Source organism: Shewanella sp. BJSY2023SW007, assembly GCF_047314525.1.
Lineage (GTDB): Bacteria > Pseudomonadota > Gammaproteobacteria > Enterobacterales > Shewanellaceae > Shewanella > Shewanella chilikensis.
In genome coordinates, this window is sequence record NZ_JBKORL010000037.1 from 1 (window position 1) to 23,602 (window position 23,602).

The window sequence follows — 23,602 nt, forward strand, 5'->3', positions numbered from 1 at the left end:
ATTCTGTGAGAATGGAGTAGCTTGAAATATCTGAAGTGCTTGCAGAAATGCAGCTCATTTTCAGGCTCTGGTTCTAGTTCTGGTGGGACTATGACTGTCGAAAAAGGGAAGAATGCAAACACCCAGTCAATTCTGCTTCAAAAACACCTCAAATCAGGGTTTTGTTGCCTTTGTCAAAACTTGACCTTTGGCTAATTGTTTTCACATTCAATGCAAGCTATTGTATAACTAATTCAATAGCTTGGCTTTAGCACTTCCTTAAGCTTAAGGTCAGAAACAGCACTTTTCCGTTTTCAGCGGAATGCAGGGACGAACAGAGTTTGGACCCGTACGGTAGCCATGGCTTTACTTAACGTTTTTTGTAAGACCTGGGTTTTAGGGCCCTTATTTGCAGGGCTTGAAGCGCTCATGGTAAGTGCCTAAGAACTGATTTTCTATACAGTATTATTGACGTTCTAGGAAAAATGCCGGAAATTTGCAGCTAAGTTTGCGCGTTATTTCTGTAACATTTTAGAAAATACTATTAAATTCATAACGTTAAAAAATACAGCTGGTAGATAATAGGTTTGGAAACCGCGCATGCGCGTTTAGCTGCAAGGGATATTAGGACTAAACTCTATTATATCCAGCTAATACAAACAGATAGCGATGCGCGTTTACACTCCTCTGAGGACTAAAACGCGCATGCGCACTATACAGCTGTTAAGTGCCTTGTAAGTATCGGCGATTCTAAAAAGGATTTACTAATGTCATCGTTGTCAGAATCTGACGATTTAAAGCAATTCAAAAAAACTACTTGGAAGTCAAACCTCACAAGGAGAGTTGATAGTTTTAGAGAAGTTATCAATGAAGGTAATAACTTCGAAGAATTTTTTGGGAAAGAGTACCTTGAAAAATTAACTGAAAAATCAGCAAGGTTAAACTCTTTAACATTTAAGCTTCTTATTTTTTACTCAATCATCATGGTTTCTTTGTATTCAGCGCAAAACTTACAAGGCGTTGAGTTAAGAATTCTAGGGTATAGCTTTAAGAATCTAGGGTACTACAAAGAATTCATTCTTTTTATTGCTGCAATAGTCACTCCAGTATCCGCACTTTTGACTGCGTATAAAAAGTATATTGATGCTTTAATTAATGAGTGCATAGCAAAAATAGCACCTGACGAGAATGTTCGAGATTTTTATAAACACATTTGGGTAGATTATGCTGCTGATGCACTATTCAAGAAGATCACGAAAGGCGAAAAGGTCCATCAGCACGGATTTTCTGTACTTTTAGCTGCGTTTCTTGCCCTGATATTTGCTTTAATTTTAATTACATTACTATTGGCATCTTTCTTCATTCAGATTGTTGTCATTTATGATGTATTTGTTAATCCGGCAACGCCGGGATATATAAATAAATTTGTAATTGTATTCGCATTGTCATCAATCCTTTTTTCTTGGCTAGTTACTATCATTCAACTGCCAATGCCCGAGGTTGATTACAGTAATTATGGAAAAATTGCTAATCTAGAAAAAGAAGATCCAGAAAGATATAAAAAGGTAATGGATGAAATATCTAAAGAAGAAGCTAAAAAAGACGCCAAGTCGATAATACTAACCTCTGCACTTGCTTATCTAATCACCTTTTCTGGATTTAGTTTTATTTGGTACGGCTTAACTTTACAGGATATATCTGTCTTCCTGCCTAAAGCGGTTACGGGCGCAATGTTTGTTATGTTCTTCTCAAACGAGATTCTTGGTCTTGTACGCAAAATATCATATAGGAGGTTCTTTAAGAATTATCCGGATGAATCTGATAGTAGAACAAAGGCGTTTAGCAAGTTACAAAAATTCCTTTCATTCATGAAAATACTGTCTCCTATATTATTAACTATTATATATTCGCAATATGCTTATCGGTAAATAGAATGGTGTATTGCACTTAACAAGCTGTTAAACAAGGACAAAATACAGTTGGCTTTTGCTCCTTCGTCGCTTATTTTAGCCAACTATATTTAGCCTGTTAACAGGGCGTTATGTGAATCTTGAGCCCTGCAATATGTAAGGAAAAATATGTCTTTTGAAATAACTATCCCCAAAGAAAATGGTTCTGAAATATTAAGAATAGAAAAAGGTGCCTCAGTAGTTATTGTTGGTGCCAATGGTGCAGGAAAGACAAGATTGTCTTCCTTTATAGAGGAAAGCCTCGGTGAGAAAGCTCATAGAATAGCCGCTCACCGGGCATTATCATTGAACCCATCAGTTGCAAAAATTAGTGAAAAAGACGCGAGAATAGCTTTAAAGACAGGTTGGAATCATAAAAACTCCACAATTGCAAATCGAAGTGGAAATCGATGGGGGAATAATGCAGCTGTTGCCTTGTTAAACGACTTCGACTTTTTATTGCAAACATTATTTGCAGAACAAACTAACACCTCCCTCGAGACTCATAAAAGTGTTAGGGCTGGCGAGAATGAAGAAGCTAAAGCAACTAAATTTGAGATACTGACTCAGGTCTGGCAATCGCTACTACCTCATCGTGAGCTACATGTTAGTGGCGACGATATTATGGTTTCCATAAGTGGTTCAAACGATAAATACTCAGCAGCTGACATGAGTGACGGCGAACGAGCCGTTTTTTACATGCTAGGTCAATCCTTAGTCGCAGAGCCAAACACACTACTAATTTTTGATGAGCCTGAACTTCATGTTCATAAGTCAATAATGTCAAAGTTATGGGACGAGCTGGAAGCATTGAGGCCAGATTGCGCTTTTCTATTCATAACTCATGATATTGAATTTGCTTGTTCCAGAGTTGCAGAAAAATATGTGATTAATAAGTATGATCCTACACCGTTGTGGGAAATTAATAAGATTCAAGATGATAGTGGGTTTGATGAAAATACTCTAACCCTAATATTAGGAAGTCGAAAGCCTATTTTATTTGTAGAGGGAAATGGTGAAAGTTTAGATCGCGCAACTTTCAGATGCTGCTATCCAGAATGGACTGTGATTCCCAGAGGCTCCTGTGAGCAAGTAATTCATTCCGTTGTAACTATGCGCCAAAATACATCGCTTACTCGTGTGTCATGCTCAGGGATTGTAGATGCTGATGATTACAGTGATGGAGACAAAGAATATCTCTCAAGCTTAGGGATTAAAGTTTTGCCGCTCAGCGAAATCGAAAATATTTTCCTGCAACCCAATGTTGCTAAGTCCATATTGGAGCATGAAGGCTTTACTGATTCCGATCTGGAGGCAAAGTTGGATGGCTTTACTACGGCAATTATTGATAGCGTTTCAGATAAGAATAAAGAGGACGCAGTAATTAGATTTTGTCGTAGACGAATCGATCGGGCGCTAAAGAAAATTGATTTGAGTGATTCTTCATCAGTGGAGGAGTTGAGGTCATCACTTGATGCAGAGGTTACTAACCTCAATATTGAAGCACTATCTGATTATGCTAGAAGCAAAATTGAGAATGCATTAGAAGAAAGAAACCTTATAGAACTGCTTTCAATTTACGACAACAAGGGGCTATTGGCTATAGCGTCTTCTCACCTGAGAAACACAAGACTTGCAGAATTTGAGCACTGGTTGATTAGAAATCTCAATAACCATCTTGCGCCCAAAGTGATTGAAGAAATTAGAGTTACTTTACCTGACGTCTCGGTGGGGTAGAAATATTCACATAACAAGCGCATGTTGTCGGACTGGTTTTCCGCTGCACTCCAAACCAGCCGCAAATGCGGGCGTTGATATGATTCCCATTGTCAAATAGGTAAAAGTGTCCTTACCGGAGCCCCAAAAAATCTCCGGTAAGGACACTCTGAAAGTCGGACTTTGGCGAGTAAGTGTCGGCGGTTGACCTTGCACTCTTTTTAATAGAGCCACGCGAGTTTGGTTATTCGCATTACTTGTGTTCGCCGCAAGAGCCTTGCCTCAATCTAGAGAAGGGCAGGACAGCTGCTTCGAGCAGGAATCGATGTAATTCTGTGAAAATGGAGTAGCTTGAAACATCTGAAGAGTCTGCAGACATACACCTCATTTCCAGGCACAGGCGGAACTGTGACCTTCCGAGCCAGGGATGGCGAGGCAGAGCTTACAGGGACGTACTCGCAGCGAGTCACAGGATCGCCTGTGCGAAAGGCGCACCGCAGGTGATGGGCTGCAACTTAGCTGGCAGCTAAAACCAGGTTTATTAGTGAGATTTGGTTCAAAGCCATGATAGCCGCGGTACCAGCGGCTCTCGGCGACACCGAGGGGGGAATTAGTGCAATTCTGTGAGAATGGAGTAACTTGAAACATCTGAAGAATCTGCAGACATACACCTAATTCCCAGGCACAGGCGAAACTGTGACCGTCGAAAACAGGGACGTTTTCGTCGAGCACCCAGGGATGGGTTCACAGCGAATCACAGGATCGCCTGTGCGAGAGCTCACCGCTGGTGATAGGCTACAACTTATCTAGCCGCTAGGACCAAGTTCATTGATGAGTTTTGGCTCAAAGCCATGTTAGCCACTGTGCCCACAACTATTGGCGCTAAGGGGTTGCTTTAGCAACCAGTTTCAACACGATTCCGGGTTCAGAGCCAGAGGCCAGTGCGCTACGCTCGACAAAACCACCGGCCAGCGCCAGCAGTCGGCCATTTTGCATCAGCAGCGGCACTCTGTCTCTGAGCCAGGGTGGCACTCCAAGTTCATGCCAGAGTTTCTTGAGCTCCCGCCCCTTGTCTCTATTGTGGGGCTGACAGCGGTAACTGCCCTTGAGCCCCATGACCAGTTCAGGTGCTGCAGCGGTATCTGATGGCTGAACTTTTGCCCCTAGTGACGCCGATAGTGAAGCCAATTGCGGAGCCGATAGTGAAGCCATTAGGGGAGCCATTACTTGAGCCAGCGCCACCCTGGGCCCTGAGTCAGCCAATGTCAGCTCCAGGCGCTGCCAGGGGGAGGTGAGCCCAACACTCAGACTCTGCCCTTGGCTCAATGCTTGCAGCTGCTTTTGGCTCAGAGTCAGTTTCGAGTTTTTTGCTGCCACATCTTCAACCGAACCTACCCCATCAAGCAGCTGGAATGCTGCCCCCGGCAGAGGCGCCATGGCATAGATCTGTTGCCCATAACGCTTGAGGAGCAATCCTTTAAAGCTAAGCTCAAGCTGAGCATCCTCCCTGGCATCGATTAGCTGCGCCAAGGCTTGCTGTAACTGCACCTGCGCCGGTAAGGGCAAGCGCTGCATCTGAATAAACTGTCGCAGCAACTGTGCCTGCCACTGGGGTGACAGCACTTTGAGCCCGGCGCTATCCAGTACCCGAACGCCGCTGAAGCGGCAACGGCCGAGCAAGGGCTGCAACTTTTCGACGCTGACTTCATCAAGCAGCAACTGCTGTTCGGCGCACAGCGCGGCGCTGCGTGAGGCCGTAGTGGCAATTGAAGGCCAGCGCTGCTTGAGTACGGGGATCACCTCGGCGCGCAGGAAGTTGCGGTCATACTGGGTGTCCTGATTACTCTCATCATTGATATAGGGCAACTCGAGGCTTGCCACCGCCTGCTCTATCTGAGCCCGGCTGCTATCCAACATGGGCCGTAATTGCCAGCATGGTGCACTTTCTTCCCTGGGTGTCTGGGCCAAGTGCTGGGCTTGCCCCATGGCCGCCAGTCCCTTGGGGCCCTGACCACGCTTGAGCGCCAGCAGCAGCGTCTCCAACTGATCGTCCTGATGATGGGCCGTCAGCAGAATATCGCCAGGATTGAGCAGCTCGGCAATCGCCTGATAGCGGCCGCGCCGCGCCTCGGCCTCAATACTAACGCGCGGGCCGAGCTCAAGTTGCACCTTCCGAAGAACAAAATTTAGGCCATAATGCTCGGCTCTTTGGCGACAATGGGCCGCCCAGGCATCGGCATTACAGCTGAGGCCATGGTGTACGTGCACCAGGGAGATTTGATAAGGCGTCTTGGGATGAGTCTGGCGAAAGCGCGCCAAGGTATAGGCCAGCAGCTCTGAGTCCATACCGCCGCTATAACCCAGCCAGAGGTGGTTGTCAGCCGTGGCGCCGATTTGCTCCAGCAGCGCCGTTAACTTGAGTACCAGGGTATCGACCAGAGTGTGGGGCATTAGAAGAGGATCCTGACCTTATCTGTGCCGAGCATGGCTTCCAGTGCCATCATGAGTTCATCACTGGGGTTTACCCGCCAGTCGTCACTCAAACGGAACTGCCCCTTGGCCAGTGCCTGACGATAGTTGATTGCCACAGGCACAGAGCCGCCGCGCCAGGGCGAGAGGGTCTCATAAAACTGTGTCAGCCATTCCGGGCTCAATATTGCCGCGTCGAGATCCAGCTCCACCGCCGCCGCAAAGTGGCTGCGGGCTTCGCCCATATCTATGATGTTGCGCGCCGTCATCCGGTTGCCGCCGGAGAAGTCATCGAAGCTCACTTCACCTTCACAGATGAGGATCCTGTCTTTCTCCAGCAGGTGATTGAATTTCTCGAAGGCCTCGGTAAACAGCATCACTTCCAGACGGGCACTCTTGTCGTCCAGTGTCAGCAGCCCCATCTTGGAGCCTCGCTTGGTCAGCATCACCCGGGTGGCGACCACCAATCCGGCGGCCTTGACCGTCTTGCCCCTGTCTGTGGGGTGAATATCCTTGAGCCGCCCGGAGGTGTAGTGCCTGAGCTCTTTGAGATATTGGTTGATGGGGTGACCTGTGAGGTAAAGCCCCAGGGTCTCACGCTCCCCTTCCAACCAGACCTTGTCCGGCCAACGCGGGCAGTCAACAAACTGTTGCTTGCAGTCCTCGGGGTCGTCGTTGAGCAGACCGAACATGTCGCACTGACCTATGGCTTCGGCCTTGGCGTGCTGATCGGCGGCGCGTATCGCCTCCGGCAAGGTAGCCATCATTGAAGCCCGGTGCGGCCCCAGATTGTCCATGGCGCCGGCATTGATCAGCTTTTCAATCACCCGGCGGTTGAGTTTTTTCAAATCCACCCGGGCGCAGAAGTCGAACAAGTCTTTGAACGGCCCACCCTTGCGGGCTTCCAGAATCGATTCGACCGGCCCCTCGCCCACGCCCTTGATGGCGCCTATACCGTAGACGATATTGAGCTCTTCATCGACGGTAAACTTGAACAGGCCCTTGTTGACATCCGGCGGAATAAGCTTGAGCCCCATGCGCTCACACTCATCCACCAGGGTCACTATCTTGTCTGTGTTGTCCATATCGGCGGACATTACCGCCGCCATAAATTCAGACGGATAGTGGGTCTTGAGCCAGAGGGTCTGATAGGACACCAGTGCATAGGCGGCCGAGTGCGATTTGTTGAAGCCGTAACCGGCGAATTTCTCCACCAGGTCGAAGATCTTCATCGCCAGTTCGCCGTCGACGCCGTTTTTTATCGCCCCGGCTTCAAAACCGGCACGCTGCTTGGCCATCTCTTCCGGTTTTTTCTTACCCATGGCCCGGCGCAGCATGTCCGCGCCGCCCAGGGTATAACCCGCCAGCGTCTGGGCAATCTGCATCACCTGTTCCTGATAGAGGATGATGCCGTAGGTAGGATCCAAAATCGGTTTAAGGCTCTCGTGTTGCCACTTCTCATCCGGGTAGGAGATGGCCTCGTGGCCGTGCTTACGCTCGATAAAGTTATCTACCATCCCCGACTGCAACGGGCCTGGGCGGAACAGGGCCACCAGAGCGATCATATCTTCAAAGCAGTCGGGCTGCAGACGCTTGATAAGATCTTTCATGCCGCGGGATTCCAGCTGGAATACCGCCGTGGTTTCGTAGCGTTTCAGTACCCCGAAGGACTTGGCATCGTCCAGTGGAATGGCGGCAATATCGACCGGCGGCTTGCCGAGCTTGGCGAGCCTTGGATTAATCATCCCCAGCGCCCAGTCGATAATGGTCAGGGTTCTGAGACCCAGGAAGTCAAACTTCACCAGACCGGCGGTTTCCACGTCGTTCTTGTCGAACTGGGTCACCGGGTTTTTCCCTTCGGCGTCGCAATAAAGCGGCGAGAAGTCGGTGATCTTGGTCGGCGCAATCACCACGCCCCCTGCGTGCTTACCCGCGTTACGGGTCACCCCTTCAAGCTTGCGGCACATGTCGATAAGGTCTTTGACATCCTCATCGGCCTCATAGGCTTCCGGCAGCGCAGGCTCGGCCTCAAACGCCTTGGCCAGCGTCATCCCGGGCTCAGCCGGGATCATCTTGGAAATTCTGTCGACAAAACCGTAGGGGTGACCCAGCACCCGGCCCACGTCACGCACTACCGCCTTGGCGGCCATGGTACCGAAGGTGATGATCTGCGATACCGCATCCCGGCCATAGAGTTCGGCCACGTGATCAATAACCTCGTCACGCCTGTCCATACAGAAGTCGACGTCGAAGTCGGGCATCGACACCCGCTCGGGGTTAAGAAAACGTTCGAACAGCAGGTCAAATTCCAGCGGGTCCAAGTCAGTGATCTTAAGCGCATAGGCCACCAGGGAGCCGGCACCCGATCCCCGCCCCGGGCCTACGGGAATGCCGTTGTCCTTACCCCACTGGATAAACTCCATCACGATAAGGAAGTAGCCGGGAAAGCCCATCTGGTTGATTACCTTGAGCTCAATATCCAGACGCTCGTCATACTCGCCGCGCTTTTCCGCCCGCTCCTGTGGGTCCGGGAACAGGAACTCGAGACGCTCTTCCAGCCCCTCTTTGGAGCGCATCACCAGATAGTCCGCGGTGGACAGCTCACCCGTGGGGAAGTTGGGCAGGAAGTACTCGCCGAGCCGCACGGTAACGTTACAACGCTTGGCTATCTCCACCGTGTTTTGCAGCGCTTCCGGAATGTCGGCAAACAGTTCACACATCTCATCTTCAGTCTTGAGATACTGCTGCTCGCTGTATTTCTTGGGTCTACGGGGGTCAGCCAATGTGTAGCCATCGTGGATAGCCACCCGAATTTCATGGGCCTCGAACTCTTCCGGGGTCATGAACACCACCTGGTTGGTGGCAACCACAGGCAGGCCTGTGTTGGCGGCATGTTCCACCGCCATGTGCAGGTAGCGCTCCTCATCCGGGCGCCCGGTGCGGATCAGTTCAATAAAGTAACGGTCGTTGAAGTGCTGCTTATAGAAATCGGTCAGTTCCTGGGCCTGGTTCTGGTTGCCCTTGAGCAGCGCCTTGCCCAGGTCCCCTTCCCGGGCACCGGAGAGCAGCAAAATACCGGCGCCGTGCTCCAGCAGCCACTCCTGATCGATAGCGACCCGGTCACGCACCTGGCCGCGCAGATAGGCCTTGGAGATCAGCTGGGTCAGATTCTGGTAGCCGTCGTTATCCATGGCCAGCACGGTAAGCGCGCAGAACTCATCTTCAAAGCCGGGCACCAACATCCAGAAGTCGGCCCCTATGATGGGCTTTATCCCGGCGCCATGGCAGCCACCGTAGAATTTCACCAGGCCACAGAGGTTGTTCTGATCCGTCAGTGCCACTGCCGCCATGCCCTCATCGGCCACCTTGGCCAGAATGGGCTTGACCTTGGCCAGACCATCGGTCATGGAAAAGTCTGAGTGAACACGTAGATGGACGAAACGGGGCTGTGACATGAAAATCCGATTGCTCTGACTGGCTAAAAATCAATAGGGAAAGATAACACGCCGGAGGAGGTTCACCAAAGTTAAAACCGGTCATTTAACCTTGCTGTTGACAGAAGCGCCAATTAACCGAGAAATGACTCTCGGCTCAGATTCGCTTTCACCTGTATCCCAACGAAAAGATGCAGCAGCAAAACCTGACAGGGCAGCCGCTGCTGCCCTTTTGATTACATCTTTAGATTTCAGAACGGCTTATGAATGCTGCTCCAGCCATTCGCGTACCGGCCTGAAGCTGCGTCTGTGTTCAGGCAAGACACCGTGTTGACTCAAGGCTTCGAAATGCGCCTTGGTGGGATAGCCCTTATGGGCGGCAAAACCATACTCAGGGTGGCGGAGGTCAAGCTCGGCCATCTCCCGGTCGCGGGTGACCTTGGCTATGATAGAGGCGGCGCTGATGGCCGGGATCAAGCCATCGCCCTTAACCACTGCGGCCGAAGACAGGCCAAAATCCGGGGTCCGATTGCCGTCTACCAAGACTTTTTCGGGACGCACCTTCAAGCCCGCAACGGCGCGCTGCATCGCCAACATGGTGGCATGCAATATGTTGAGCTCATCGATTTCCGCCGGGCTGGCTCGACCGACTGAGACCGCCAGCGCCTTGGCCAAGATCTCTTCATAGAGGGCATCGCGTTTCCTTTCGCTGAGCTTCTTGGAATCATTGAGGCCGGTGACGGGATTGGCGGGATCCAGGATCACCGCCGCGGTGACCACATCGCCGACCAAGGGGCCACGCCCCACTTCATCTACCCCGGCGACCAGCCCCTGGCACAACAGCTGCGCTTCGGCTTCCGAGAGTTGCTTATAGACTGTCATTTTTCCTCGGCTTTTTTATCGAGCAAGGCCACTACCGCCTGGGCCGCCTTTTCACTGGCGTTGCAGGCCAGCAGGCTGTGCAGCTTAGTAAACTCGGCCAGCAGCGGCCGGTTATCTTTATCCAGCAATTTGCCCACCTCTTCGGCTATCCGCTCGGCAGTGCAATCATCTTGGATAAGCTCTGCCACCAACTCCCTTCCGGCCAACAAATTGGGCAAAGAGAAGTGGTTTATCTGCATCATCCGCTTGGCAATACGGTAAGTGATAGGGCTGACCCGATAGCCAACCACCATGGGGCGCTTGACCAACATGGCTTCCAGCGTGGCGGTGCCCGATGCCAGCAAGATGGCATCGCTGGCGGCCATCACTTCCCGCGAGCGCCCTTCCGTCATATGAATTTCCAGATCCGGCGCATAGGTTTCCAGCGCGGCAAGAAACTGCTCGCGGCGTTTTTCATTCACCAGAGGGGTAATAAACTTGAGATCCGGATAGCGCTGTTTCAGCAGCCTGGCCGCCTCCACAAAGGGCTGGGCCAACATCTTCAACTCGCCACCACGAGAACCCGGCAGGATGGCCAAATACTCAGCCTCGACTTTCAAGCCGAGTGCTTCTCTGGCAAGACGCTTGTCATTCTCCATCGGGATCTCATCGGCGAGAGTGTGGCCGACAAAGGTACAAGGCACCTGATGCTTGTCGTAGAAGGCTTTTTCAAACGGCAGCAGTGACAGCACCATATTGGTGGCACGGGCGATTTTGAAGATCCGCTTAGGGCGCCAGGCCCAAACCGACGGGCTGACATAATGCACCGTCTTGATCCCACGCGCCTTGAGCTTGAGCTCCAGGCCGATATTGAAGTCCGGGGCATCTATGCCGATAAAGCAATCCGGCTGCAGCGCGGTTATCTGTTTGACCAGACTCGAGCGTATCTTCAACAATCTCGGTAGACGGGAAAGCACCTCGGCAATTCCCATCACGGCCAACTCTTCCATGGCAAACAGCGACTCGAATCCGAGCGCCTCCATGCGAGGGCCACCTATACCGATAAAACGGGCGTCCGGATAGCGCTGTTGCAATGCTCTCATCAGGCCGGCACCTAAAATATCGCCGGAGATTTCTCCGGCGACCATTGCAAAGACTAACTTTCTATTTTGTGTCATTCGTTCTCACTGTGTCAGCGAATAATTCCTCGATTTGAGGAGGTCACAAAATCAACAAATGCTTGTACCTGTGGCTCTTTTGCGGCGTCTTCAGCCATAGCTGCGACTGCCTCTTCCAGAGTCAGGCTGCTGCGGTACAGGGTCTTGTAAGCCCGGCGCAGCGCTTGCTGGGTCTCTTTGGAAAAACCGCGGCGCTTCATGCCTTCCATATTCAGACCTCGGGGAATGGCCGCCTGGCCAGAGGCCATCACGAAAGGAGGCACATCCTGCAGCACCAAAGAACAACCTGCAGTAAAGGCATGGGCACCAATGTGCACAAACTGGTGCACTCCTGTCATACCGCCGAGAATAGCCCAGTCACCCACATGGCAATGACCGGCAATAGAGGCGTTGTTGGCCATGATCACATTGTCGCCCACCACGCAGTCGTGAGCGATATGTACATAGGCCATAAACAGGTTGTTGGAGCCGATACGGGTCTCGCTGTTGTCCTGCACTGTGCCACGGTGAATGGTGACAGATTCACGGATGATATTGTTATCACCCATGATAAGCCGGGTAGGTTCACCGGCATATTTCTTGTCCTGGCAATCTTCACCAACTGAGGCAAACTGAAAAATCCGGTTGCCCTTGCCAATGATGCTGGGTCCCTTGATAACCACATGGGAACTAATCCAGCAATCATCGCCGATCTCCACATCCGGTCCTATATAACTCCAGGGACCGATAGTAACATTCTTACCTATCTTGGCGTCGGGGTGAACGAAAGCTAATTTATCTATCACTTGCTAATCTCTCTGCGGGCACACATGATTTCGGCTGAACACACCAGCTCACCATCCACTTTGGCCTCGCCGTAGAAAACGCCAATCCCGCGGCGTTCCTTGATCATCTTCACTTCAAAGTGCAGCTGATCACCTGGCTCAACAACCCGTTTGAAACGAGCATTGTCGATACCGGCAAAATAATACAACACGTCCGGAGACGGCTTGTCGCTCATGGTCTTGAACGCCAACAAGCCGGTGGCCTGCGCCATGGCTTCCAGAATGAGCACGCCAGGCATAACCGGCTGAACAGGGAAATGCCCCTGAAAGAAAGGCTCATTGATGGTGACGTTCTTGATCGCATGCAGAGTTTCACCCGGAGTAAAATCCAGTACTCTATCGATCAACAAAAATGGATACCTGTGTGGCAGGTAAGCCAAAATCTCTTTGATATCCATTGTATTTAATTGATTAGACACGAACTCGTTTCCTCATGCCGCTTAACACACAGCGGTATTAATCTTGGGGTTTAACGGTTTTTTCCAGGGTCTTGACCCGCTGGAACAGCTCGTCCAATTGACGGAAGCGAACCGTATTTTTACGCCACAGCCTGTTGGGCATGGCCACAGTGGCGGAGGAGTATACCCCAGGTTCACGAACATCGTTAGTAATGTTGGTGCTGCCAGTGACATGCACCCCATCGGTAATGCTCAGATGACCGGAAATCGCGCAATTGCCACCAATGATACAATGTTTACCTATAGTCACGCTGCCTGCCAGCACAGTGCAGCCGGCAATCGCAGTGTTGGCTCCAATAATATCGTTATGAGCCACTTGCACCTGGTTATCGAGGATCACGCCATCATGAATTTCAGTATGATCGATCGCGCCGCGATCTATGGTGGTACCTGCACCGATTTCCACTCTGTCACCTATGCGCACGCCGCCGGTCTGAGGGATTTTGATCCACTGACCGCGTTCGTTGGCATAACCGAAACCATCGGAGCCGATAATCGCCCCCGAGTGAACGATACAGTTTTGCCCCATATGCACATCGTGATAAACGGTGACATTGGCCCACAGACGACTGCCTGAGCCTATGATGACATCCTGACCAACCACAGTACCGGCACCTATCTGGACATTTTCGCCCAAAATACTGTTGGCGCCGATGACCGCATTGGCGCCAATAGCAACACCCTCTCCCAATTTGGCACTGGGATGAATTTGCGCCGAGGGATGGATATCCTCTGCCGCGGCCGGCGTGCTGTCCAGCAACTGTGCAACTCTGGCAAAGCCGACATAAGGGTCATTGAGTACCAAGGCGTTACCGGCAAAACCGTCCAACTCTTTAGGCGAGATCAATACCGCACCGGCCTGAGTCTGCTCCAGCTGGCTACGATATTTGGTGTTGGCCAGAAAGGTGATCTGATCCGGCCGCGCCTTTTCAAGTGTCGCCACCGAGGAGACAGTCACACTGTCATCCCCGCGAACTTCAGCCCCTAGTAGCTGGCCAAGCTCTTTCAACGAAAAAAACTTCATCGATTTAGTTGCCTTTGCTTAAGGCTTCAACCACTTTGGAACTGATGTCAGCAGCTGGCTTAACATAAACCACAGCGCCGCGTTGCAGTACCATGTCGTACTTCTCTTTTTCAGCTATGGTGTTAATAGCCTTCTGCACCTTTACCAGCAGTTTGTTTTGCTCTTCGCCCTGACGACGACGCAGATCTTCATCCAGCGCCTTACCTTTGAGCTGATAGTCAGCCTTCAGAGATTCCATTTTACGAACCAGTTCGGTCTTTTGCGCTTCGCTCATCAGCGCGGCATCACGCTGCTGCTTTTCCAGCAAACCACGGAGGTCTTCCTGCAATTTCTGAACTTCGGCCATACGATCACCGAACTCAGTCTTGAGTGCGTTGCTGATCTGCTCACGTTGTGGCAGTTGTTCAAACACAGCGCCCATATCGACAACCGCCAGTTTCTCAGCTTGGGCGGCCAGAGGAGCCCCCATCAACATCAGCGTCATCAGTGCGCTGTTTACCATTTTTTTCAAAGTCAGACTCCTTGTTTTTCTTCAGCAATGCTTGCCGAGTTTATGTAATTTAGAAAGTTTTGCCAATATTGAACGAGAAGATCTCGGTCTCGTCATCGTCGTATTCCTTAACAGGCCAGGCCAGGCTGAACACCATGGGTCCCATGGGCGACAGCCATTGTAGGCTAAGGCCCCAGGAAGCACGGATACGGCTCGGATCACTGTAGTCGGCCAACTTGGAAAACTCATCCGCCGGCAAGAAACGATAGGAGTCATAATCAAACTCCGTATCCCAGACGTTACCCGCATCAATAAAGAAGCTGGTACGTACTGAGTTGCTATAGGCCTCATCCAGGAAAGGAGTCGGCACAATCAGCTCCATACTGGCCGTAGCGATGGCGTTACCACCGATAGAACGACCTGAGCTGATGTAAACTTGGTTGGGATCGCCCGGCAAGCTACAGCCTTCACCATCCGGATTGGGTCCACAAGGCTCGCTGCCACGATACAGATAGAAGGCTCTGGGCCCCACAGAGTTGGACTTGAAGCCACGCAGTGAGCTGGAGCCACCTGAGTAGTAGTTTTCCCAGAACGGCAGGATCTGGTCGTTGTCATTGAAACCACCATAACCGTTGCCATAACCCAGACGGGCACGGGTCAAGAGCACAAACTTATGGCTACGGGTCAGCGGCCAGTAGAAGTTGGTGTCAAAGTCAGTCTTGAAGTACTGCAGATCTGAACCTGGAACCGTGATCTTACCACTCAAACGCTGGGATGAACCGTCGGTTGGGAAGGTTCCGCGGTTAAGGGTGCTGCGATACCAACCTAGGCTAAGTTCGAAGTTATCGAAGCTCAAGTCAGAGTTGGGATCCTCGTTGTCACGGTAAATGTTATAGAAGCGAATCGCCTGCTCATAACTGGAAATCTCAGAAATGGTGTTATGACGATAGCCTATGCCGCCGTTGAGCCTGTTGTACTCGTTAATGGGGAAACCACTATTGAGTGCAACACCATAGGAGCTATTCTTATAGCGTTCGAGGTTGGCCTCGTTAGCATCGAACTCGTTCCAGTAGATGCTGCCACCCAGGCTGACCCCATCTTTGGTGAAATAAGGATCGGTATACGACAGGTTGACGTTCTTGGAGTACTTGTTGGTATTCAGGTTAATCCCGGCCTGGTTGCCCGTACCGAGGAAGTTGGACTGCTGAACCCCAAACTGCAGACTCATGCCGGACTCAGTACCATAACCTATACCAGCGTTAAAGGAGCCTGATGGCTGCTCTTTCACCTTGAAAGCCACATCTACCAGGTCGTCTGTGCCCGGCACCTGCACGGTTTCAGTATCGACAGTTTCAAAGTAACCCAGACGGTTGAGACGCGCCTTGGATTGCTCGACCAATGCCGAGTTCAACCAGGCCCCTTCCATCTGTCTCAGCTCGCGGCGCATCACTTCATCTTTGGTTACTGTGTTACCTGTGAAGTTGATAGAGCGGACATAAACACGCTTACCGGGCTTAACGTTAACATTCAGGGTGACTTCCTTGGTTTCATCATCGATCTCAGGGAAAGTCTTCACCTCTGGATAGGCGTAACCGAAGCGGCCCAGATACTTACTGTACATCTCTTCGGTAAAGGTCACATCGGCGCCGTTGTATTGCTCACCGGCCTTGATAGGCAAGATTCCCTTGAGCAGCTCTTCGCGGCCCATGAGTTCACCAGTCAGGTTGACTTCCTTAACCTTATACTGCTCGCCTTCATCGACGTTAATGGTGATGTAGAGGCCCTTACGATCCGGCGTCATAGCCACCTGAGTCGAGGTCACCTTGAAACGAATATAACCATTATTGTGGTAGTGGGTCTTGATAGTTTCGAGGTCGGCCTGCAGCTTTTGTTTCTGATAACGGCGCTCGCCGAACAGATCCCACCAAGCCACATAGTCTTTGAGCTCCAGCATACCGATAAGGTCGGCATCGCTGAAACGCTCATTCCCCACTATGTTGATCTGACGGATTTCGGCCGCCAGACCTTCCGTAAACTTAAACTTAAGTTCCACCCGGTTACGAGGCAGGTTGATCACCTGAGCCTCTACCTTGGCGCCGTACTTACCTACGCCGTAATAGAAGTCCTGCAGGCCCTTCTCGATACCCGAGAGCATGGTGCGGTCGAGGGCTTCGCCCACCTTCACACCACTACCATCCAGGCTTTCCTGCAGTTGTTCGTCTTTGATGTCCTTGTTACCGTCGAAGGTCACGGCACTGATGGTCGGTCTTTCACGTACCGACACTATCAGCACCCCGCCATCGCGGGACACCTGAACATTTTCAAAGTTACTGGAGGCATACAGGCTCTTTATCGCCTGTTGCAACTTGAGTTGGTCGACTGTGTCACCCACTTTGACAGGCAAACTCAGCAAGGCCGCACCGAGTGCCACTCGTTGCAAACCTTCAACTTGGATGTCGGTCACTTCAAAAGGTTGGAAAGACTCTGCCCAACCATTCCCTGAAAACGACGCGCCGACTAATAACATCGAGGCAAAAAGTTTATTCAATCGCATAGCGCACTTCTAATTATTTGTCTGTCCTTGCTCAGAGTCGGGCAAAATCATTGAAAAGGGCAATACTCATCAACATCAGCAGCAACGCCGCCCCAAATCTGAATCCAATTTCCTGTACCCGTTCGGATACAGGCTTACCTGTTATTACTTCCACCAAGTAATACATCAAGTGTCCCCCGTCCAGCACTGGCAACGGCAAGAGGTTAATAATGCCGAGGTTTACGCTTATCAGGGCGAGGAACCCGAGAAAATATACCAACCCTATGTTGGCGCTGTTACCGGCCCCCTGTGCAATGGAGATGGGGCCACTCAAATTTTTAACCGAAACATCACCGGTAAACAACTTGGCGATCATCTTAAAGCTGACGACCACAAGTTGCCATGTTTTATCTGCCGCCACCGAAATGGACTCAAGTGGGCCATACTGCAAATCCAGCAACATATTGTCCGGCCACTTGGGGGCTTTGGGCGCCAGGCCGATGACACCTTCCATTTCGCCATTGGCACCCTTGCGGCTGTCCGGGATCAGAGTGAAGGTCTGTTGCTCCCCACTGCGCTTAACCGTCAGTTGCAACGGCTTACCGGCTGATACTTTAATTTGTCCGACAAAGGTTTGCCAGTCGCTGTATACCTCACCATTGACGGCCACCAGAATATCACCGGCCTTAACTCCGGCCTTGGCGGCCGCACCGCCTTCGGTAACCGTCTCCACTTCAGGGATCACATCCGGGCGGAAGATATCCAGCCCCAGCGTACTGAAGGGGGATTCTTTTTCCGGATCGAAACGCCAGTTGCGAATATCCAACTGATAGGTGCGCCCGGAAGGCTCAAGACCATCGTCAGGCTGAGATATCTGGTCGAGCGGCCTCAGGGTCAAGCTCATGCTGTCATCGCCGATATGGCCGACCAGTGCCAGATTCACTTCTTCCCAGTTGCGTACCTTTTGCCCGGAAACCGCCACTATCTGCTGAGGGCCATCTATCTGCATCACGGCCGCTGGCGAGCCGGGTCTGACATCGCTGATCACCGGCTTGAGTGAAGGCACGCCGATAAGATACATAATATAGAGCGCGAAAATGGCAAAGATAAAGTTGGCTATCGGCCCGGCAGCGACTATTGCGATACGCGCCCAGACACTCTTGCGATTAAAGGCCTGATCTTTAAGCTCTTCTGGCACATCCTCAACCCGCTCGTCGAGCATTTTGACATAGCCACCCAACGGGATCATGGCAATCACATATTCGGTGCCATCTTTACCGAAGCGACGCCAAATTGCCTTACCAAAGCCGATGGAGAAACGCTCTACCTTGACACCACAGCGCCTGGCTACCCAAAAGTGGCCATATTCATGGGCGGTGATCAGTATCCCCAAGGCGACGATAAAAGCGCCCAGGTTCCATAAAAAATCAAACATCAGACCTTATTTTCCTCACTTGCATACGGCGATAGCTTCCTCGGCATACTGACGACTTTGGCCGTCCAATGCCAGAATATCCTCTATGGAATTTAAAGGCGATTGCGGCACACGGGCCAAGCAGGCTTCATTGACCCGGGCGATATCGGTAAAGCCAATTTCCCCTTTAAGGAAGCTGGCAACAGCCATTTCATTGGCCGCATTGATGACTGTGGTCGCCTCCTGCCCCGCGACACTGGCAGTCATTGCCAACTCAAGGCAAGGATAACGGGCAAAATCCGGCTCACAGAAGCTCAATTGTCCGACTTTGAAAAAGTCCAAAGGTTCAACCCCTGAGACAATTCTCTCCGGATAGGCCATGCAATGAGCTATCGGGGTACGCATATCCGGATTGCCCAGCTGTGCCAACACGCTGCCATCCTGATACTGCACCATGGAGTGAATCACACTCTGGGGGTGGATAACCACCTTAAGCTGCTCGGCACTGGCGTTGAACAACCAGCGCGCCTCCACATACTCAAGTCCCTTATTCATCATAGTCGCCGAATCGACAGAAATTTTAGGCCCCATGGACCAATTCGGATGCTTGATGGCCTGGGCCGGTGTCACACTCGCCAGACTGGCAAGCTCAGCGCTCAAGAATGGCCCACCTGAGCCGGTGAGCAAAATCGATGAAATACCTGCACCTTGAAGATCGCAATAGCCCAGCTGTTGCTGCACGGCTTCCGGCAAACATTGGAAAATAGCGTTATGCTCACTGTCTACCGGCAGCAGAGTCGCGCCCGACTGACGGGTGGCTTCCATAAATAAGCGCCCGGACATCACCAGTGCCTCTTTGTTGGCCAGCAGCACCCGCTTGCCGGCCTTGACTGCCGCCAGCGTTGGCAACATGCCGGCGGCACCGACTATGGCAGCCATCACGGTATCGACCCGGCTGTGAGCCACCAGCTCAAGTAGTTCTGACTCACCGCTACTGACGCGGGTAGCAGAGTCGGCCCCCAAACGCCCAGCCAATAACTTGGCAGCATTGGGGTCAACCATATGGGCAATTTCAGGTCGGTGGATCGCACACAACTCGGCCATCTTGTCGACATTGGTATTGGCCACCAGCGCATAAACCTTATATGCCGCCGGGTTATGTTGGATCACACTGAGGGTACTGGCACCAATTGAGCCAGTCGCTCCTAAAATCACCATGTTTTGCATAGCACTACATCCAGAATGCAATATAGATAAGGGTAAATACGGGCAAGGCTGCGGTCAGGCTGTCGATGCGATCCAGCACACCACCGTGGCCGGGCAATATGGTGCCCGAGTCTTTAATTTTAGCGGCGCGCTTGAACATGCTCTCGGACAGATCGCCGAGCGCCGAGGCCAGAGCGGTAAATAGAGTCACTGCTATCAGCAATCCAAGCTCCTGCTCGGGGGAGAAATAGCAAACTCCGGCCACCACCACCATGGTGGTCAGCAGGCCGCCCAGTAAACCTTCCAGGGTCTTGGCCGGGCTGACATTGGGCATAAGCTTAATCCGCCCCAGCGCTTTACCGGCAAAGTAGGCGCCCGAATCAGCGGCCCATACCGTCAGCATCACCAAGAACACCAGGATACCGCCAAAATAAGGGTCAGCAGGACTGCTAAGCGCTTTGAGGGCGATCAGGGAAGCGAAACAAGGTAGCAGGGTCAACTGGCCGAACATGGACTTGAGCATGGGGCTGCCCTGCCAGAGTTTGGCGCTGCGGGGATAGGAGATCACCAGCACCAGAGAGAACAGCCACCAACAGGCACCAATAAGAATGATGGCCAGCATGATGGGGTGTAACTGACCTCTGGACCAGACGGCATCGGTCGGCACCAGTAGGTTAATCGCCACCAAGACTATCGCCAGAGTGGCGGTAAAACTCCATTGAGTGACCTCACAACGGCTGTCGATAATGCGGCCCCACTCTTTTGCCGCAATCAAGAATACCGCCACCAGGGCCCATGAAAAATAACTCGCCGGGAGCAAAAAAATGGCTCCCATAACCAGTGGGATTAACCAAATTGCTGTTATTATTCGTTGTTTTAGCAAAAAATGTCCCTCGTAAGATGTTATTCGCTGCGTATTTCTTCTATCTGACTTCCGGTCAGACCGAAACGACGCTGGCGGCTGGCAAAAGTCGCCACAGCCTGGCGAAATGCCTGCTCATCAAAATCCGGCCAAAGGGTGTCGGTAAAGACCAACTCGGCATAGGCCGCCTGCCAGAGAATAAAATTACTGATGCGGTAATCCCCGCCCGTACGGATCATTAAATCAACTTCATGTTGATTTTGCATGCACAAATGTTCTGCCAAGGCCTCTTCACTGAACTGACTGCTGGTCATTTCACCGGATTCGACTTTTTCTGCCAGTTTGCGGGCGGCCTGCATTATGTCCCAGCGGCCACCATAATTAGCGGCGACATTGAGGATTAGCTCTGAGTTGGCAGCGGTTTTCTCTTCGGCTGCACGGATCTGCTTTTGCAGTCTCTCGGAAAAACGACTGGTATCCCCAATAATATTCAACCGGACACCATTTTGGTGCAGTAGCTTGATTTCCCGGCGCAGTACGGTAAAGAACAGTTCCATCAACAGGCTAACTTCCTGGTCCGGACGACGCCAGTTTTCACTGGAAAACGCGAACAGGGTCAACGAACGTACCCCGAGTTGCCTTGCTGTACTCACGGCCCGGCGCACGGCTTTGACTCCGGCCTTATGGCCAAAAACCCTGGCTTTACCCTGGGCCTGAGCCCAACGGCCGTTACCATCCATAATGATAGCCACATGCTGCGGGATAGACTGTTTTACCAGCTCTGAAAGCTGCTCAGGTAAGCACTTCGAAGTCTGGCAGTCACCTGTGCTGGTTGGAGTCGTAGGATCGGCTTCCATATTGGATGACATCTGAATAAACAACCCTTATAAATAGACAAACGCCGCGTAGTATACCCCTACACGGCGCATCAACTCTAGTTTAGCGAGTCAATATCAGACTTCCATCAATTCCGCTTCTTTCGCGGCCAACAGCTCGTCTATCTTCTTGATATGTGCGTCAGTTATCTTCTGCACTTCCTCTTCGCTACGGCGTACATCATCCTCGGTACACTCTTTATCCTTCTCCAGGTTTTTCACCGCAGAGTTGGCATCACGCCGAACGTTACGCACGGCAATACGACCGTTTTCCGCTTCGGCGCGAACCACTTTAACCAGATCACGGCGGCGCTCTTCGGTCAGGGCCGGCAGCGGGATACGGATAGTCGCACCGGCAGACATAGGGTTCAGGCCCAAATCTGAGCTCATGATCGCCTTTTCTACTGCCTGGATCATGCTACGGTCGAACACGTTAACCGCCAGAGTGCGGCTGTCTTCAACTGAAATATTACCCACCTGCTTGAGCGGGGTCATGGTGCCGTAGTAAGACACCTGGATAGAATCCAGCAGTGCGGGGTGAGCACGGCCGGTACGCACCTTGGCCATTTGTGCCTTGGTGGCTTCCACACACTTGTCCATACGAACCTGTGCATCTTCTTTAATCGCATCAATCACGTTAAATGTCCTTTTTGCAATCAGTCGGTTATTTCGTTTTGATCAGCGTGCCTTCGGCTTCTTCACCCATGATAACCCGGCGCAGCGCACCTGGCTTATTCATATTGAAGACCAATATAGGCATGTCGTGGTCACGGGCCATGGTGAAAGCAGCCAGATCCATGACTTTCAATTCTTTATCCAGAACTTCATTGTAACTCAGTTCATCGTATTTGACGGCTTCAGGGTTCTTCATAGGGTCATCTGAATATACGCCGTCAACTTTAGTGCCTTTTAGCACGACTTCTGCTTCAATTTCAATCCCTCTCAGGCAAGCAGCAGAGTCAGTAGTACAGAATGGGTTACCGGTACCGGCAGCAAAAATCACCACGCGTCCGGACTTAAGCAAGCTGATAGCTTCGGCCCAGTTGTATCTATCGCACACACCATTGAGCGGAATAGCAGACATCAGACGGGCATTAACATAGGCACGGTGCAGCGCATCACGCATTGCCAGACCATTCATCACTGTCGCCAGCATACCCATGTGATCGCCCACCACGCGGTTCATACCGGCCTTGGCCAGCCCTTCACCACGGAACAGGTTTCCGCCACCGATGACCACGCCAACCTGAATGCCGAGCTCAACCAGCTCTTTAATCTCCTGGGCCATACGATCCAGTACTTTGGGATCGATACCGAAGCCTTCTTCGCCCATCAGGGCTTCGCCACTCAGTTTCAGCAGAATACGTCGAAATGCAGGTTTTGGGTTGGTGCTCATCTTTTTCTGTCCTGGTCATAACAAGACCGCAGCGGCTGCTGCGGTCTTGGGAGGGTTAAGAATTGGCGATTAAGCCTTCTTGGAAGCAGCGATTTGGGCAGCTACTTCAGAAGCAAAATCTTCTTCTTTCTTCTCGATACCTTCACCCACTTCCAAGCGGATGAAGTTAGTCACAGTGGCGCCTTTCTCTTTCAGAACTTCGCCAACAGTTTTCTTTGGCTCCATGATGAATGGCTGACCAGTCAGAGAAACCTCACCGGTGAACTTCTTCATGCGGCCGGCAACCATCTTCTCAGCGATTTCCTGAGGCTTGCCTTCGTTCATAGCGATTTCAACTTGAACGGAACGCTCTTTCTCAACCACTTCAGCTGGAACGTCTTCTGGGTTAACGTACTCAGGCTTGGAGGCAGCAACGTGCATTGCAATGTGCTTCAGCGTTTCTTCATCGGCTTCACCAGTAACAACAACACCGATGCGATCGCCGTGACGGTAGAAAGCCATCTTGTCACCGTCGATGTACTCAACGCGACGAACGTTGATGTTTTCACCGATCTTGGCAACCAGGGCAACACGTGCTTCTTCGAACTGGGCTTTCAGATCTTCAACAGTCACTTTGGCAGCAGCGGCTGCGTCCAGAACTTCATTGGCGAAAGCCAGGAAGTTGGAGTCTTTGGCTACGAAGTCAGTCTGGCAGTTAACTTCAACCAGAGCAGTGTAACCAGCACCGTTTTTGATCAGGATAGTACCTTCGGCAGCGATGTTACCGGCTTTCTTGGCCGCTTTAGCCGCGCCGCTCTTACGCATGTTATCGATTGCAGCTTCGATATCACCGTTAGTTTCGGTCAGGGCTTTTTTACAATCCATCATGCCTGCGCCAGTACGGTCGCGCAGTTCTTTAACCAGGGCAGCAGTAATTGCCATTGTTAAATCCTCA

General features: G+C 51.4%; 18 protein-coding genes. 2 read left to right on the forward strand and 16 right to left on the reverse strand.

Features of this window, described 5'->3' with window-relative positions:
• Nucleotides 1-746 precede the first annotated feature (746 nt).
• Nucleotides 747-1,907: a hypothetical protein gene (locus ACMHXE_RS06860; RefSeq protein ID WP_413731784.1), complete on the forward strand. Its 1,161-nt coding sequence runs from the start codon at nt 747-749 to the stop codon at nt 1,905-1,907.
• A 150-nt stretch (nt 1,908-2,057) separates the two neighbouring features.
• Nucleotides 2,058-3,665 (forward strand): AAA family ATPase, encoded by a 1,608-nt coding sequence (locus ACMHXE_RS06865; RefSeq protein ID WP_413731786.1) that lies wholly within the window; start codon nt 2,058-2,060, stop codon nt 3,663-3,665.
• Between the two features lie 861 nt (nt 3,666-4,526).
• Here the strand turns inward: ACMHXE_RS06865 and tilS are convergent.
• From tilS to tsf, 16 genes are all read right to left on the reverse strand, one after another.
• The gene (gene tilS, locus ACMHXE_RS06870) at nt 4,527-6,095 is read right to left on the reverse strand and encodes a tRNA lysidine(34) synthetase TilS (RefSeq protein ID WP_413731788.1); all 1,569 of its coding nucleotides are present in this window, start codon (nt 6,093-6,095) and stop codon (nt 4,527-4,529) included.
• Entirely contained in the window at nt 6,095-9,568 is a 3,474-nt protein-coding gene (gene dnaE / locus ACMHXE_RS06875) for a DNA polymerase III subunit alpha (RefSeq protein ID WP_248952712.1), read from the reverse strand. The genes tilS and dnaE overlap by 1 nt, the downstream gene beginning before the upstream one ends.
• Before the next feature lie 240 nt (nt 9,569-9,808).
• Entirely contained in the window at nt 9,809-10,429 is a 621-nt protein-coding gene (gene rnhB, locus ACMHXE_RS06880; protein ID WP_039034784.1) for a ribonuclease HII, read from the reverse strand.
• Nucleotides 10,426-11,586 carry a lipid-A-disaccharide synthase gene (lpxB, locus tag ACMHXE_RS06885; RefSeq protein WP_413731790.1) on the reverse strand — a complete coding sequence of 387 codons (1,161 nt, stop codon included), beginning with the start codon at nt 11,584-11,586 and terminating at the stop codon, nt 10,426-10,428. The genes rnhB and lpxB overlap by 4 nt, the downstream gene beginning before the upstream one ends.
• 14 nt (nt 11,587-11,600) lie before the next feature.
• On the reverse strand, nt 11,601-12,371 hold the full coding sequence (gene lpxA, locus ACMHXE_RS06890) for an acyl-ACP--UDP-N-acetylglucosamine O-acyltransferase (protein ID WP_039034782.1): 771 nt from the start codon (nt 12,369-12,371) through the stop codon (nt 11,601-11,603).
• Entirely contained in the window at nt 12,368-12,829 is a 462-nt protein-coding gene (gene fabZ, locus ACMHXE_RS06895) for a 3-hydroxyacyl-ACP dehydratase FabZ (RefSeq protein ID WP_025010987.1), read from the reverse strand. The genes lpxA and fabZ overlap by 4 nt, the downstream gene beginning before the upstream one ends.
• Before the next feature lie 37 nt (nt 12,830-12,866).
• The gene (lpxD, locus tag ACMHXE_RS06900; RefSeq protein ID WP_165565383.1) at nt 12,867-13,892 is read right to left on the reverse strand and encodes a UDP-3-O-(3-hydroxymyristoyl)glucosamine N-acyltransferase; all 1,026 of its coding nucleotides are present in this window, start codon (nt 13,890-13,892) and stop codon (nt 12,867-12,869) included.
• Between the two features lie 4 nt (nt 13,893-13,896).
• Nucleotides 13,897-14,394, reverse strand: coding sequence for an OmpH family outer membrane protein (locus tag ACMHXE_RS06905; protein WP_413731804.1), 498 nt, complete (start codon nt 14,392-14,394; stop codon nt 13,897-13,899).
• A gap of 58 nt (nt 14,395-14,452) precedes the next feature.
• Nucleotides 14,453-16,936, reverse strand: coding sequence for an outer membrane protein assembly factor BamA (bamA, locus tag ACMHXE_RS06910; RefSeq protein ID WP_101055382.1), 2,484 nt, complete (start codon nt 16,934-16,936; stop codon nt 14,453-14,455).
• 31 nt (nt 16,937-16,967) lie between these two features.
• Nucleotides 16,968-18,350, reverse strand: a complete 1,383-nt coding sequence (rseP, locus tag ACMHXE_RS06915; RefSeq protein WP_165565384.1) for a sigma E protease regulator RseP — start codon at nt 18,348-18,350, stop codon at nt 16,968-16,970.
• Nucleotides 18,351-18,365: 15 nt separating this feature from the next.
• The gene (gene ispC / locus ACMHXE_RS06920) at nt 18,366-19,556 is read right to left on the reverse strand and encodes a 1-deoxy-D-xylulose-5-phosphate reductoisomerase (RefSeq protein WP_165565385.1); all 1,191 of its coding nucleotides are present in this window, start codon (nt 19,554-19,556) and stop codon (nt 18,366-18,368) included.
• A 4-nt stretch (nt 19,557-19,560) separates the two neighbouring features.
• Complete coding sequence (locus ACMHXE_RS06925; protein WP_039034777.1) at nt 19,561-20,418, reverse strand: phosphatidate cytidylyltransferase; 858 nt, start codon at nt 20,416-20,418, stop codon at nt 19,561-19,563.
• A 20-nt stretch (nt 20,419-20,438) separates the two neighbouring features.
• Nucleotides 20,439-21,266, reverse strand: coding sequence for a polyprenyl diphosphate synthase (gene uppS, locus ACMHXE_RS06930; RefSeq protein ID WP_101055388.1), 828 nt, complete (start codon nt 21,264-21,266; stop codon nt 20,439-20,441).
• An 84-nt stretch (nt 21,267-21,350) separates the two neighbouring features.
• Nucleotides 21,351-21,908 (reverse strand): ribosome recycling factor, encoded by a 558-nt coding sequence (gene frr / locus ACMHXE_RS06935; RefSeq protein WP_101055390.1) that lies wholly within the window; start codon nt 21,906-21,908, stop codon nt 21,351-21,353.
• A 28-nt stretch (nt 21,909-21,936) separates the two neighbouring features.
• Nucleotides 21,937-22,668, reverse strand: a complete 732-nt coding sequence (pyrH, locus tag ACMHXE_RS06940; protein WP_039034774.1) for a UMP kinase — start codon at nt 22,666-22,668, stop codon at nt 21,937-21,939.
• 69 nt (nt 22,669-22,737) lie between these two features.
• Nucleotides 22,738-23,589, reverse strand: a complete 852-nt coding sequence (gene tsf / locus ACMHXE_RS06945; RefSeq protein WP_028779851.1) for a translation elongation factor Ts — start codon at nt 23,587-23,589, stop codon at nt 22,738-22,740.
• Nucleotides 23,590-23,602 lie beyond the last annotated feature (13 nt).

Coding starts and splice junctions, on each gene's coding strand:
- ACMHXE_RS06860 (WP_413731784.1), top strand. CDS start 747: ATGTCATCGTTGTCAGAATCTGACGATTTAAAGCAATTCAAAAAAACT.
- ACMHXE_RS06865 (WP_413731786.1), top strand. CDS start 2,058: ATGTCTTTTGAAATAACTATCCCCAAAGAAAATGGTTCTGAAATATTA.
- tilS (WP_413731788.1), bottom strand. CDS start 6,095: ATGCCCCACACTCTGGTCGATACCCTGGTACTCAAGTTAACGGCGCTG.
- dnaE (WP_248952712.1), bottom strand. CDS start 9,568: ATGTCACAGCCCCGTTTCGTCCATCTACGTGTTCACTCAGACTTTTCC.
- rnhB (WP_039034784.1), bottom strand. CDS start 10,429: ATGACAGTCTATAAGCAACTCTCGGAAGCCGAAGCGCAGCTGTTGTGC.
- lpxB (WP_413731790.1), bottom strand. CDS start 11,586: ATGACACAAAATAGAAAGTTAGTCTTTGCAATGGTCGCCGGAGAAATC.
- lpxD (WP_165565383.1), bottom strand. CDS start 13,892: ATGAAGTTTTTTTCGTTGAAAGAGCTTGGCCAGCTACTAGGGGCTGAA.
- ACMHXE_RS06905 (WP_413731804.1), bottom strand. CDS start 14,394: ATGGTAAACAGCGCACTGATGACGCTGATGTTGATGGGGGCTCCTCTG.
- bamA (WP_101055382.1), bottom strand. CDS start 16,936: ATGCGATTGAATAAACTTTTTGCCTCGATGTTATTAGTCGGCGCGTCG.
- rseP (WP_165565384.1), bottom strand. CDS start 18,350: ATGTTTGATTTTTTATGGAACCTGGGCGCTTTTATCGTCGCCTTGGGG.
- ispC (WP_165565385.1), bottom strand. CDS start 19,556: ATGCAAAACATGGTGATTTTAGGAGCGACTGGCTCAATTGGTGCCAGT.
- uppS (WP_101055388.1), bottom strand. CDS start 21,266: ATGTCATCCAATATGGAAGCCGATCCTACGACTCCAACCAGCACAGGT.
- pyrH (WP_039034774.1), bottom strand. CDS start 22,668: ATGAGCACCAACCCAAAACCTGCATTTCGACGTATTCTGCTGAAACTG.
- tsf (WP_028779851.1), bottom strand. CDS start 23,589: ATGGCAATTACTGCTGCCCTGGTTAAAGAACTGCGCGACCGTACTGGC.